Here is a 12679-nt window from a genome sequence, read left to right on the forward strand (position 1 = left end):
TATAGAAAGCCCTGTGTAATTCTTATTTCAATATCGTCAGCTTTTTGGATAAAACTATTCCATTAGTTTTCATCACGTAAAAATATACCCCGCTGCTTAAACTGCTTGCATCCAGTTGTACCTCATAGTTTCCCGGCTCCCGGTATGTCCGCTCAATGGTCATAACTTCTTTCCCCAATATATCAAATAATCCAATACTCACTTCCCCCTTGCTTTCTATGCCGTATTGAATTGTGGTACTCGGATTAAACGGATTAGGGTAATTTTGACTTAAATAATAAGTTTTCGGCACGCTGCTGGTTTCATTCTGTCCGTCCTTTTGTATGGTTAAATCAAAATAAATCCAGTCATACTGAGAATGCATAGATTCCAAATTCGTGCTGTCAACCGCAGATATTTTATAGAACAATTTGTAATCCTCAACTTGCCCTGTAATATACGGATTAGGGTCAATCCACGAAGTCACAGGTGTATCAGGATGAGTATAAGCACTAATCGTTGCTATATGATTCCATGTTGTCGGTTCCGCTCCTGTTGTATATTTGCTGTAAATCTTATAACTCCCCCCTGCTTTAACATCCGGCTCTATATTTGCCGTCCACGCTAATTTGGGGCTTGTTCCAAATTTTTTAACTTGTAAAAACTGTGGCTTCGCTGGTGGTAGCGCCAATACAGAGGCATACGTATTAAATGTTTTTAAAGTTATATTTTCCCCGCTTTGGCTGTAAACCTGCATGGCCATCGTATATAAGGAGTCAATATAAGTGCTTGGTGCACTCCAGGGGCTGAATATCTCAGTATAATTATCATTCCACGCCTGCCCCTCTATCCCGAACACATTTCTCCGCAATGAGTCCGTTTTTACCAAAGGTATGGTATCATGCCATTTCTCCCACCAGCTGCCGTTATAAAATACATTTTGCGGATGCCGGTCGCTCTTTCCGGTATTTCGGTTAACAGCAACACGGCCGCTTAAAGGCATAGTGCTGGGCCAGCCGCTTGGCATACTTATCGTTCCGTTTTGTACCCAGTCCCAGGCGCCGTTTCCCGTTTTCAATTCAATATTTGGAGGCACACCGTTATTTCCGTATGCTGTGGCGCTGTATCCGGATATTTCCCAAACGTATATACCCTTCCCTTTCGTTGCGGTAGTATCATACCCTCCTGCAAGTTCATCCCCACGGGCAATAAAATCATAAATACTTTTCCTCTGATGGTTTTCTACGAGATAAAATTTTGTTCCGCCGTATCCCGCAGGTATTTTTAATACATCACCATCCTCCACATAGTCTCCCAACGTTGTTGTAAAATTATTCTGATCAGCTATGGTATAAGAAATGTAACCCAACTGATAACGCTCCCATGCTCCTAACACATAGGTGCTCGTGTAGTAGTATCCGGTCATCAGTCCGCCGGCGCTTGAGTGATATCCCAACAAGTAGTGTCCTAATTCATGATTCAGCAACCCTAAAAAGCCAAAATGATTAATGTTGCTGCCGTCCCGCACCACAATACCGGACCCTAATCGGTTAAAAATGCCTCCTACACTAATCGAAGATGATATCGCTTTATCTGAACCTAGTCCCAAACCAGCTATTCCTCCTGAAAAACCCCAATTATCTTTTTCTGCACCTCTGAATACAACTATCATCATATCAATATAACCATCCCCTGCTTCCTCCTTAAACTCCCAGCTTGTTCCGTTCCATGCCCAGTTATCATATTTGGCGTAATTAATTTTATTGTATAATGAATCAATGGTAACCGAAACAGCAGCGGAATAACTACCGGACCTGTATGAAAAAGGTATGGTAACCTGTGCCGGATACACTTCACCGATGATATGATAGTTATTATAAGACATTTCTGACCAATAGTCAGACATCGTCCCGCTTCTGTACATGGTATGGACCGTACTGTCGGCAAAATTCCGGGCATACGTAGGCAGCTGGCCTAATGTCCAGTCACCAGCAGAGGTCACCGTATCATTCTCAAATCCTACATACACAAACAATATCCTGAAAAATTCACCCGGTGCTGTCATTGCGGGTTTTAAAAATCCACCGGTTTGATTCTCAATAGACTCCTCTAAGCCGGCTGGTTCATCAGTACAGACATACCTTTCGTCATCTGCCCGTGGGCCATTGTACAAAATAAGAACATGAAAAAGAACACTAATTTCCTGAATTTTGTAATGCCCTCAGGCCGGCATCTAAATAAGTTACTCATAATGAGCTCCTTTATATTTAGTTTAAACGCGGTAGAATGATTATATTTCGGTGATGGTTGAAGCATTGTTAACGCATCCTTCTTCCATTTCCCTTGCGGCCTTTCTCTACCGGGAAAGGCCAATTTATTTCTTATCTATGTTTCTTCTCATCCCCCATATCCCATCCTCAGACATTTTTTTTGTTTGTGCAAGTAAACTCTTATTTTTTTCAAAGTCAATAGGAGTAAATACCTAGTCCCGGATTTTAACATAAACTCACATGGCTGATTTTCCACCGTTAATTTTAACATTTTTTACATTGTTTAAGGGCTGCTATGTACAATTTATACTCAAAACTTTTTGTGGATATATGACCAATACTGATTTCAGGGTTTGGCAGAATGCTCTTGCACAGGAATGCTCAGAATTTCTCAAAACCGCTTATACTGCAAAAATGGGTGAAGTAAAAATGGTCACAGAAATGGCAGGTCTCCTATCCAATAAATATTACAAAAATATTCGCCTTAGTGAAAAAAAATTCAAGGTAAAGCTTCATCCGTGCAAAATAATCATTTAGGTCAGGATACCCCATCAGAACTGGCAGATCTTGTTATTATTTCGCTGATCACGCAAAACAGAAAAATTCTCCTAAAAAAAACCGCATTAATCCAATGCAAGAAAGAAACAGCAAAAGAATCTTGTGCAATTCAACAAAACCAGCTCAATCTGCTCCACAATTTCCCTTCCTTCATTGGTGTTCGCGGGTTGGAAAAACAAACTTTTAAAAATCCCGTTAACTGTTTCAATATTACAAGCAGTCTTTGCCAGTATTGTTCGCTTAAAGAGCCCGGGGATCTCCTTCTTACCACATTTCGCTCCGTAGCTCTAAACCAAATTAATAACAGAGTATCCGCCAATGATACGTTTTCATCTGATCCGAAGCAAATTCATTCTCCCTATTCAATGAGTTTTCCCCTGGCCTTTATTGATCACCCTGATTGGGGAATGTTGTTATATGAATTTAATGGTCATTTAGACGCGGACGGTTTTTCCCGAAGGGACTACGACTTAGTAGGACCGCCGAAGCCAGATCAGAATTGTAAAGTATAAAAAGTCCTAAAACGAAAAAGGCCTGATTATCATCAGACCTTTCATTCTTCGCGGAGAGTCAGTCCCGACTCGTCGGGAGAACCCCGGAAGTCCGAGACGGCGGAATATATCCTTAACGGTTTTTCCCGAAGGGACTCCTACAGATCAAGACCGCCGCACACCTTTAAAATGAAAAAGGCCTGACTTTCATCAGACCTCTTTTGCGGAGAGTCGGTCCCGACTCGTCGGGTGAACCCCGGAAGTCCGCCCGCGGCGGATTACATCCTTAATGGTTTTCCAGTAGGGACTCCTACAGAGCAAGACCGCCACACACCTTTAAAATGAAAAAGGCCTGACTTTCATCAGACCTCTTTTGCGGAGAGTCAGTCCCGACTTGTCGGGAGAACCCCGGAAGGACAATTATACATATCAATTTAAAATGATAAAGCCCGATCATTCAATCGGGCTTTTCAAAGGTTGCGGAGAGTCAGGGATTCGAACCCCGGAAGGACTTACATCCTTAACGGTTTTCAAGACCGCCGCATTCAACCACTCTGCCAACTCTCCGTATTCAATCCCGACTTGTCGGGACCAACTCTCCAATTAAGCAATTCTTGAGATTTTCAAAAATCACAGACTTCAAATATACGGAGTCCGGCCTGATTTTTAAAAGCCGGGGACCGGGATTTTACCGATTTTCTGCCAAATTCGCTATTTCAGCAGGGTGATTTTGCCCGATTTTGTGTTTTCTCCTGCCCGTATGGTGTAAAAATATGCTCCTGAGCCAAGTCCGGCCGCCTCAAGATTAAGCTGGCTCAGACCCGCGGGCCTCATTCCGAAATCCACTCTCCTTACCGCTTCTCCGCTAAGGGAGTAAAGGGTTAACACAACTCTGCTCTCCGATGGCAGCGATACGGTAAACTGCGTGGCGGGGTTAAAGGGGTTCGGATAATTGTCTGAAATGTAAAATTCATCAGGCAGTGCGAACTCAACTTCAATCTCCGGTGAAAAAGTTTCGGTGCCGTCAAAGTCAATCTGCCTCAGTCGGTAGTGATTTTTGCCGTTCAGGGGTGCGTTATCGGTATATATATAGGATGAAACATCAGCGGTCGTGCCATTTCCGCTGATGAATGAAATGGTTACCCAATCATTTGGTAAGGGGGTGGTGCGCTGTATTTCAAATCCGCGGTTGTTTTCCTCGGAGGCAGTTGACCATTTCAGTGTGATGCCGTTCTGATTTTGCACCCCGGTGAAAGATGTCAGTTCAACCGGTGAAAGAGGAATGGGGACTATCACATTCAGAATAGTACGGTTAAAGTTTGTAACGGTTATATTTGAGAAAGGTTGTGGTAAAGCGCCGGGGAACAATGTATCCTGCGGAATAAATTGCAGAGTATAGGTTCCCGGTGCAAGCATTCTCACATAGTAACCACGACTGGCTGAATCTGCATATATATCAGAGTTGTCTGTATCAAGACCATTTATTTTTATATTAGTTCGTATAAGGTAATCAACAGGATGAGCCCCCGCTGAAACAAATCCGTGAATACCATACAGCGCGTTTTCAAGATAGTTCAGCAGCGAGCGCTTATTATACTCCCAGTGCGCGGGAAGCAGGGAGGCGCTTATCAGCTTGGTGTTTGATATCTCGATCGTTACTTCACGGCAGCGCATAAAGTAATTCATATAATCCTGCCTGCCTCCGGTGATGCGGTACCAGTCATAGCCGTTGGTGATGCCGTCGTTGAATCCGCGCATATAGGTAGAAGGAGAGTGTGCCTGCGCTGTATCAGCATACATGTGCGCAACAAACTGCCACCATTGGTCATCAGCAGCGCGGCGCACCCAGGTATCCCACGGATAGTTTACCACTTCTGCTCCGCCGTGAAAGTTTGCTGAAAGCACAAACTTGTTTGCTTTTGCGATATTCATCATCACGATGGTCTCGGGCTGCCAGGCGTTTCCGTCCGGATGTTCACCTGCTGCCGGATCAGGAAAGTTGCGGTTGATGTCTATATTATTATTGTTTCCTCTTCTTGCTCCGCTTACGGTGTGATTGCCTGTGCGGTAGGTGCCGTCAGGATTGGCAAGCGGGTTAATCCAGATTTCCGTCTGGTTAATCAGATTGGTAATTTTGGGATCAGTGCCGTATGAAGTCAGGAGTGAATCAATCAGACGGAGCATCAGTACATATCCGGTAATCTCATCGCCGTGCATTGAGGAAGTGTACATCAGCTGCGGTTCAGGTTCCCGTAATTGTACACTGGCTGAGATCACAACAAAATATATCTTCCGCCCCAGTATCGTATTCCCTGCATCAACAAGCCGGCAGATGGAAGGATAATTCTGAGCAAAACCCTGCATCATGGCAACATAAGCATCATACGTCGGGTATGCATCCCATGCTTCCATCCCTTCCAGAGTATTGCTCATCCGTACGTCCTTCACATCACCCGGGTGGGGCAGTTGGCGGAATGGGATGGCGAATCTTCTGAAACGCTCAAACTCTTTCTCATTAGCATAAGCCCTTACCGAATCAGCGTCGGCGTAGTCGAGTGAAATGACGGTGGTCAGTTCATCCAGCACGGCACGTCCGGGATTGGCAAAAGTGAAATACACCTCGCCATTAACGCGGAAGTACTCGCTGGTGATTTCCTGGGAAAAGAGAGAGGCGGTCAGGAGAAGGAAGAGGAAAATCTTTTTCATGATGTGTATGCCGCAGCAGAAATTGTGTTAAAATGTAAAATTAAATTTACAAAAACGGCCTGGGAAAAGCTATCAGAGCACTCGAACAGGGAGGGACGCAGTGATGGAATTTCCGGCATTCCCGGGCAGAAAAGCGGATTTTATTCTCCGGGGTTTTGAATCCGGCATGATTTCCCCTAATTTCAGACAGTATTTTTACATTTTTGGCTCAAAGTAACTGATAACGGATTAATAAAGCTATGCTGACACTGTTTTACGAATTTCTCACGGATGATGAACTGCTGCTGATTTCCTCAAAAATCAAAGAAATGGAAAAGAAAACCTCGGGAGAGATTGCCATATCCATTAAGGAGCAGAGGGGGATATTGCAGAAGGGGAAGCCGCTCAGCGCGCTGGCAGAGCAGGAGTTCCGCCGGCTGGGGATGTTCAACACAAAAGCCGCGACCGGAATTCTGATATATATAGTTCTTAAATCACGCGAGCTTTACATAATGGCCGATAAAGCAATTCACGGCAAAGCGCCGGAGGGAATCTGGGAAGAGATAAAAAACCGGCTGCTTGAGTCGATTAAAAACGGCGAGAGCTGCAGGGGTCTGCTTGATGCTGTAGAGGCCGTGGGTAAATTGTATGAAGAACATCTGCCTCCTCCTTCTGAAAACCTAAACGAGGTAAGCAACCGCGTGGTGGTAATGCCCTGATGCGGGCTGATATATATACCGGCATAGAGGCGGTCCGTTGAGCTGGAGATGCCCCCGGTGCGGGCGCATCTTCCGGTGTGCTGACCAGTATCACTCATGCCAGACCATGGCGCCGGAGCAGCATTTTGAAAACCGTCCGGAAATTCTCTATCTCACTTTTCTTCAGCTTGTTAAACTGGTTGAATCATTCGGTGAGGTCAGCATAGAAGCAACCCCCAGTGCAATAAGTTTCAGAGCAGGTGCGGGGTTTCTTTCCGTGAATGTTAAAAAGGACCGGCTTGATACGGAGTTTTATCTTGGCAGAATAGCAGAATCAGAACTCATCACAGCTCACCTTCATGTATCAGCAAACCGGATCGCACACAAAGTCACGCTTCACTCGCCGGAGGATATATCACCTGAGCTCACCTGGCTGATACGGGAGTCGTATTTGCTGGTCTCAGGCGTTCAGGCGGAGAATAAATCCGGCTCCTGACCAAGATGCTTCTTTATATATGCTTCGGTGTCGAACTTCCGCTTGCAGCCGTTATAATTCATATAGCGTATTTTGCCAAAGACCGGACGCTCGGTCCAGGCGCGGTCATGCACTCCGCCGATTGACCAGGCACACCCCACATAACCGTTAGGGTCCCGCCCGTCAAGCTGATATTTATCATTCAGCTTTATGGCAATCTTCAGTGCCTCTTCAGGGGACTCAGACCACTCCAGTATTTTCTTTGCCCAGTACATCCTCATATATCCGTGCATCTTTCCGGTGCGCACCATCTGCATCTGAGCCGCGTTCCACAGATCTTCATGGGTGGCAGCTTTTTCAAACTGCCGGAGCGAGTATATATACTCCCGTTTGTCTTTCCGGTGTGCGTTGAGCGTGGTTTTTGCCCAGTCATGGAATCCGTCAAAGGAATCATACTTCGTGTTAAAATAGCAGAAGTTGTCGGTAAGCTCCCGTCTTACGATCAGTTCTTCAAGAAAAGACTCAGTCAGCTGAGGAGCTGAATAGCGCTTTACTTCAAAGGCAACGCGCTGGGCTGAAATCTGTCCGAAGTGGAGGTATGGGCTCAGGTTAGACTGACGGTCAAGCACCGGGTCGTTGCGTTCCTCATTATATTTCTGAAGCCCTCCGGTGAGAAATCCATCCAGCACCTCATGCGCTGCATCTTCCCCCGGCTTAAGCCAGGTAACTTCCGGCACGCTTTCATCCACCTTCAGCGAGGCGTATATACTTTTCCAGTTGTTTTTTGCCGCGGGAGCCCGTTTCTTCTGAACTTCAGGCGCGGGCAGATCAGTCAGGTAGTCACCAAGCAGCCGGATTATTTTCGGCCTGATGGTATAAGCGCCGAATTCCGTTTTATCTGAGACGATCAGTGCCGGGACGATGTTATGAGCATCAACCTCGTAGAATGGTATATATATCTTTTTCGCCACATCGCGCTTCCAGACGCGTTTTATCCGGAGCGGGTCAAAGTCAGCCACCAGATACGAAACATTATGCTCGTGAATGAACTCGGGCAGAGTATCCGCCGGTGAACCCAGGAGCATATGAAACGGGATATTCAGCTCTTTCAGATGCTTTTCGGTCTCCTCAAGTCCTTTGAGCATAAAGCCATACTGCCGGCGGGTTGCCTGCAGGAACTCCGGCACCAGGGAAAAGGCGACCACCAGGGCCAGGTTGTTTTCCTGAGCAAGTTTTTGAGCAAAAAGAAGTGCCCAGTTATCGTACGCCCGCTGATCGCGGCTCATCCAGTAAAGCACCGGCCCCTTGCCCGGGGTGCCTTCCTGAAGTATTCTGAATCGGTCTGAAAGATTTTGCATAGAAAAATTAATTTGTTACGTAATAATAACAATGGAGACTTTCTGAAAGTTTGATTGCACTCGGTAAAACAGGCGATTAATGTAAAAAATGGGGGGATGGTACAAATCATTTTTCCCGCAGATTTCGCAGATTAACGCAAATGCAATGAGCATAAAATTGCACTCAGTAAAACCGGCGAATAATGTAAAGAATGGGGTGAGTGGTGTAAATTAGTTTTCCCCTCAGATTTGGCAGATCAGTGCAGAAAATAAGAAGGAGCAGCATAACGTTTCCTCAATTCAGGAGGGAAAGAAAGTGAAAGCTATGCTCCACTTAAGTGTGATCGCACATCACATCCGGCCAAATCGGCAAGATTCATATTGAATTTAACCGCGGGATTTCTTATTTATACCGGACACAAATACGGATTTTTCCCAATGTGTTCCAAATCGCTTTTTCCCCTTTATCACATCCCACCGGAGGTTCTATGAATATTGACAAGTACCGCGTTCCTTATGACGGCTCATTTAAGATAAGCAAAACAGATCCGGGCGACTCCGGAAAGTTTGAGTCCAAAGATGAGGCGGCCGAAAAGCTGAAGGAAAATGTAAAAAAAATGGCCGAACTTCAGGATAAAATGTATGCTCATGATAAATACGGACTGCTGTTAATTTTCCAGGCAATGGATGCAGCAGGAAAAGACGGCGCCATTAAGCATGTAATGAGCGGACTGAATCCTCAGGGAACCCAGGTATTTTCATTCAAGAACCCCTCAGCCGAGGAACTTGATCATGACTATCTCTGGAGGATTAATAAATCACTCCCTGAAAGAGGCAGAATAGGCATATTTAACCGCAGTCACTATGAAGAGGTGCTGGTGGTAAAAGTCCATGATCTGCAGGGTAAGCAGAAACTTCCGCCTGAAATGGTTACCAACAAAATCTGGGATCACCGCTACCGTCAGATTAAAGATTTCGAGCGCTATCTTTATGAGAATGGTATCATAACCGTGAAGTTCTTCCTGAATGTCTCCAAGTCAGAACAGAAAAAAAGATTCCTGCAGCGTCTTGACGACCCGACAAAGAACTGGAAGTTCTCCTCCTCAGATCTTAAGGAAAGAGGTTTCTGGGATGAATACCAGAAAGCTTATGAGGAATGTCTGAACGGCACCAGCACAAAATACGGCCCATGGTATGTAATTCCCGCGGACAAAAAATGGTATGCCCGCCTGCTGATTTCCGAGGTAATAACCCAGACTCTTGAAAGCTTCGAGATGGATTACCCGAAACTGAATGATGAGCAGATGAGAGCTCTTGAAGGATACCGCCAGCAGTTAATGGCTGAAAAGGATTAATTTCCGTAGCGGCAGCAGTTTTACCGGCAGGCGGAAAGCATCCGTCTGCCATACTGGAGGAAAAGGGGTGGAAGAATGTGGTGCTTTTTGCTCCGGAACTTCCGCCGGCATTTGCACGGATATATAAAGCGAAGGGAGCGGAGTTTGCTCCCTCCCGGTCGCACTGCACTTGTGTGCACTTTCAGGAGAATACAGGGAGATATGAGCCGTTTGATCTGCGGCTCTTCTGCGCCCACTTACGCAACTTCTACAAACGAAATCTCAGCCTCAAAGATGACTCCATTCAGGCATTCCTGCTCCGCACCGGGCAGTGTTATGCCGGCGGAGAATTTTATGAACGTGATGGTATATATGTGTTCACCAAAGGTCTGAATCCCTGGTGCGATGTTTACGCCCGTCAGCCGCACTGGATACGGTTCGGATACAATTTGAAAACTTCTAAATGGAGAAACGGGAGAGGAATTGTGAATGGTGAATGGTGAATGGTGAATTGTGAAACAGAATATATAAACAGTAATTTTAAAACCATCATTTGAAACAGAATAACAGATGAGTAAAGAGAATATTGTAAAAAAGAAAAGTTTCAAATTTTCTGTGAGAATCGTTAAGCTATATAAATATCTGATCGCAACTCATAAGGAATATGTTATACCGAAACAATTACTTCGCTGTGGAACATCGGTTGGGGCTCAGATTGTTGAATCAGAAAATGCACAAAGTAGGGCTGATTTCATTCACAAACTTTCTATATCACAGAAAGAAATCGATGAAACAATGTACTGGCTTGATTTACTGAAAGAAACTGATTATTTAAGTGAAACAGAACATGCCAGTATTTACGAAGATGCAAATGAAATCAAGAAATTATTAACGGCTATACTTAAGAAACTAAAATCAAATTCGAAGGACTGACCGCAGTAATTTTTTTAAAATTATCATTTGCGGTGAAAATTTCCGGTGAATTATTAAAGAATAATTCACAATTCACCATTTACAATTCACAATTGTTTTCTACATTTTCGTTATTTCGGACATCTGTTTTCTGTAGTGTGAGAAAAGGGTTGATTTGGAGATAAATCCGTCGTATTTGCCTTCGCGGGTGACGGGGATGTTCCAGACATTGTGTTTTTCAAACTTGTGAATCGCGTTCTGAACCGGTTCTGATATATCCCAGGTAACAAGCGAACGGGACATCATATCGGTCACAAACAGCGTGGAATATAAATCCTGATTAAACATGATTTCCCTGATATCATCAAGATAAACAATACCCATCAGTTTGCCGCTCTCATTCACGACCGGGAAGATGTTTCTTGTTGTGTGGGCAATCACTTCAACCAGTTCACCCAGTGATGCGTCCGGGCTGACCGGAGTAAAATTCCGCTCGATTATTTCCTCAATATTGATATTACTTACGGCAGTTACTTCCTTGTTTTCAGGATCAATTACTCCGGCTTCAGCCAGTTTTTTAGTATATATCGAATATTTTTCAAAGTAGCGGATGAAAAAGAATGATATGGCCGAGACAATCATAAGCGGAACGATGAGAGCGTATCCGCCGGTGATTTCAGCAATAAGAAAAATTGCCGTTAGCGGTGCCTGTATTACCCCGCTCAGAATGCCTGCCATGGCCACAGCAGTGAAGTTGACAACGTTCAGCTCAACCAGTCCGGTCAGATTAACCGCGTAGGCAAAAAAGTAACCGGTAACAGCTCCCGTAAAAAGAGACGGTGCAAAAATGCCGCCATTGCCCCCTGATGCCAGCGTAAGTGAAGTAGCTAAGATTTTTACCGCAATAATACCGGCCAGATAGATAAGTATAACTGCCGGGACATATTTCCACTGGTGAAATAAGGAGTTGTCAAACAGGAGAACTGCTTTTTCCGAAAAAAGAAAATTAATAGAATCATATCCCTCGCCATAAAGGGGAGGGAAGATAAAGATAAGCGCGCCGAGGCTCAGCCCCCCGATTATTGCTTTGCGCCAGTAACTTTTAATTCCGGAGAATTTTTCCTCCAGGTAGAGCGTGGTGCGGGTCATATATAACGAGATAAGTCCGGTAAAAAGCCCGAGCAGTATATAAAACGGAATCGCCTGAACTTCCCATCCCGAGGTAATCAGATGGAAGGGCTGTCCTGAATAGAGAATTTTGGAAACAACCGCTGCGGTGGCGGCTGAAATAAGGAGCGGTACAAAGCTTGAAACGGTAACGCCAAAGAGAAGTGCCTCAACCGCAAAGAGCACTCCCGCAACAGGGGAGTTAAAAATAGCCGCAATACCTGCTGCCGCCCCGCAGGCGAGCATCAGGGTTTTTTGTTTATAAGAGAGCCGGAAATAATTCCCCACATTCGAACCGATTGCAGCGCCTGTTATAACAATCGGCGCCTCTAGACCAACCGAACCGCCAAAACCAACAGTCACTCCGCTGGTGAGAAGATGTGAATAGGTTTTATGCCGCTCGATTTTTGATGCCTTTTTAAAGATGGCAAAAAGGATATTGCCCACTCCTTTATCAAACACTCCGCCGTGAAAGAATCTGATATATATAGCAGTAAGCAGGATTCCGGCGAGGGGATACAGCAGAAAGAGCCAGTAGCCGTAATCGGATTCCTTCCGTGAGATCAGGAGCGACTGAATGAAGTGTACGGTTGATTTCAGGACAACAGCCGCAAGCCCGCTTACGATCCCGATGATAATAGCCACAAAAATAACATTCCGGGCGTCATTTTTTACGATGGCGTGAAGCTGAGTCCGGATATACGCGGCTGAACGGAGGTACCAGGCGGAGAACATATCAGTTGTATATAACAAAAAAGCCCCTCACTCAAAAA

Annotated in this window: 11 protein-coding genes and 1 tRNA gene; 7 read left to right on the forward strand and 5 right to left on the reverse strand. The window is 45.1% G+C overall.

What is annotated here, in order from left to right:
• Positions 1-22 precede the first annotated feature (22 nt).
• Positions 23-2008, reverse strand: coding sequence for a T9SS type A sorting domain-containing protein (locus tag HRU80_03825; GenBank protein ID QOJ28047.1), 1986 nt, complete (start codon positions 2006-2008; stop codon positions 23-25).
• Between the two features lie 481 nt (positions 2009-2489).
• On the opposite strand from HRU80_03825, the gene HRU80_03830 reads away from it, so the two are divergent.
• Both HRU80_03830 and HRU80_03835 read left to right on the forward strand, forming a co-directional pair.
• Positions 2490-2786 carry a hypothetical protein gene (locus HRU80_03830; GenBank protein ID QOJ28048.1) on the forward strand — a complete coding sequence of 99 codons (297 nt, stop codon included), beginning with the start codon at positions 2490-2492 and terminating at the stop codon, positions 2784-2786.
• Complete coding sequence (locus HRU80_03835) at positions 2768-3319, forward strand: hypothetical protein (GenBank protein QOJ28049.1); 552 nt, start codon at positions 2768-2770, stop codon at positions 3317-3319. Before HRU80_03830 ends, HRU80_03835 begins: the two co-directional genes overlap by 19 nt.
• A 459-nt stretch (positions 3320-3778) precedes the next feature.
• Here HRU80_03835 and HRU80_03840 read toward each other — a convergent pair.
• Together HRU80_03840 and HRU80_03845 are read right to left on the reverse strand one after the other, a co-directional pair.
• Positions 3779-3865, reverse strand: a tRNA-Ser gene (locus HRU80_03840).
• Between the two features lie 144 nt (positions 3866-4009).
• On the reverse strand, positions 4010-6004 hold the full coding sequence (locus HRU80_03845) for a T9SS type A sorting domain-containing protein (GenBank protein ID QOJ28050.1): 1995 nt from the start codon (positions 6002-6004) through the stop codon (positions 4010-4012).
• A 239-nt stretch (positions 6005-6243) separates the two neighbouring features.
• Between HRU80_03845 and HRU80_03850 the strand changes: the two genes are divergently transcribed.
• Together HRU80_03850 and HRU80_03855 are read left to right on the forward strand one after the other, a co-directional pair.
• Entirely contained in the window at positions 6244-6702 is a 459-nt protein-coding gene (locus tag HRU80_03850; GenBank protein ID QOJ28051.1) for a TPM domain-containing protein, read from the forward strand.
• Positions 6703-6739: 37 nt separating this feature from the next.
• Positions 6740-7177 carry a hypothetical protein gene (locus HRU80_03855; GenBank protein ID QOJ28052.1) on the forward strand — a complete coding sequence of 146 codons (438 nt, stop codon included), beginning with the start codon at positions 6740-6742 and terminating at the stop codon, positions 7175-7177.
• Here the strand turns inward: HRU80_03855 and HRU80_03860 are convergent.
• Positions 7150-8514, reverse strand: a complete 1365-nt coding sequence (locus HRU80_03860; protein ID QOJ28053.1) for a deoxyribodipyrimidine photo-lyase — start codon at positions 8512-8514, stop codon at positions 7150-7152. The genes HRU80_03855 and HRU80_03860 overlap by 28 nt on opposite strands.
• A gap of 467 nt (positions 8515-8981) precedes the next feature.
• On the opposite strand from HRU80_03860, the gene HRU80_03865 reads away from it, so the two are divergent.
• The 3 genes from HRU80_03865 to HRU80_03875 all read left to right on the forward strand — a co-directional run bounded on the left by HRU80_03865 (position 8982) and on the right by HRU80_03875 (position 10760).
• A complete protein-coding gene (locus tag HRU80_03865) occupies positions 8982-9848 on the forward strand; it encodes a polyphosphate kinase 2 family protein (GenBank protein QOJ28054.1) in 867 nt (288 codons plus the stop codon).
• Between the two features lie 77 nt (positions 9849-9925).
• Positions 9926-10330: a hypothetical protein gene (locus tag HRU80_03870; GenBank protein ID QOJ28055.1), complete on the forward strand. Its 405-nt coding sequence runs from the start codon at positions 9926-9928 to the stop codon at positions 10328-10330.
• A 67-nt stretch (positions 10331-10397) separates the two neighbouring features.
• On the forward strand, positions 10398-10760 hold the full coding sequence (locus HRU80_03875; protein QOJ28056.1) for a four helix bundle protein: 363 nt from the start codon (positions 10398-10400) through the stop codon (positions 10758-10760).
• A 99-nt stretch (positions 10761-10859) separates the two neighbouring features.
• On the opposite strand, the gene HRU80_03880 is transcribed toward HRU80_03875, so the two are convergent.
• Positions 10860-12659 (reverse strand): chloride channel protein, encoded by a 1800-nt coding sequence (locus tag HRU80_03880; protein ID QOJ28057.1) that lies wholly within the window; start codon positions 12657-12659, stop codon positions 10860-10862.
• Positions 12660-12679: the final 20 nt, after the last annotated feature.

This window comes from Ignavibacteriales bacterium (assembly GCA_015709675.1).
Taxonomy (GTDB): Bacteria; Bacteroidota; Ignavibacteria; order Ignavibacteriales; family Ignavibacteriaceae; genus H2-BAC3.

Excerpts from the sequence above, each read along its gene's own strand:
- HRU80_03830 (QOJ28048.1), top strand. The coding sequence starts at position 2,490 with ATGGCTGATTTTCCACCGTTAATTTTAACATTTTTTACATTGTTTAAG.
- HRU80_03845 (QOJ28050.1), bottom strand. The coding sequence starts at position 6,004 with ATGAAAAAGATTTTCCTCTTCCTTCTCCTGACCGCCTCTCTCTTTTCC.
- HRU80_03850 (QOJ28051.1), top strand. The coding sequence starts at position 6,244 with ATGCTGACACTGTTTTACGAATTTCTCACGGATGATGAACTGCTGCTG.
- HRU80_03860 (QOJ28053.1), bottom strand. The coding sequence starts at position 8,514 with ATGCAAAATCTTTCAGACCGATTCAGAATACTTCAGGAAGGCACCCCG.
- HRU80_03865 (QOJ28054.1), top strand. The coding sequence starts at position 8,982 with ATGAATATTGACAAGTACCGCGTTCCTTATGACGGCTCATTTAAGATA.
- HRU80_03875 (QOJ28056.1), top strand. The coding sequence starts at position 10,398 with ATGAGTAAAGAGAATATTGTAAAAAAGAAAAGTTTCAAATTTTCTGTG.